Raw genomic sequence first — 419 nt, forward strand, 5'->3', positions numbered from 1 at the left:
GCAATGGGTCGCGCCCTACGGGGAAGGCGATATTGTCGGCGATATATGGGCACCTATGAGTTCTGAGTTTTGGCTCGGTACTGATAATCTTGGCAGGGATATTCTGTCGCGACTGATATATGGCGCCCGTACCACGCTGTCGGTGGCACTATTCGCGACATTAATATCCTTCATATTGGGAGTGGGATTAAGTTTTTTCGCAGCACTTAACCGCGGTATTGCCGATCAGATTTTATCCCGTTTCAATGATATGATGATGGCGATCCCGACTTTGATTTTTGCGTTGATCGTTTTGGCAATGCTGCCGCAGAAAATCTGGATTTTGATATTGGTGATGGCTTTATTGGATTCCACGCGTGTTTTTCGTATCGGCCGCGCTGTTGCTCTGGATGTAGTGGTGATGGATTTTGTTGAGGCGG

At 48.0% G+C, this 419-nt stretch carries 1 protein-coding gene; it reads left to right on the forward strand.

Annotated features, from left to right (window positions below; translation table 11 throughout):
- The coding region (locus tag HBA93_RS18830; protein ID WP_221724313.1) for an ABC transporter permease at positions 1 to 419 on the forward strand (419 nt) is incomplete at both ends.

The sequence above is a fragment of the Ochrobactrum sp. SFR4 genome (assembly GCF_019730395.1).
Classification (GTDB): Bacteria; Pseudomonadota; Alphaproteobacteria; order Rhizobiales; family Rhizobiaceae; genus Pseudochrobactrum.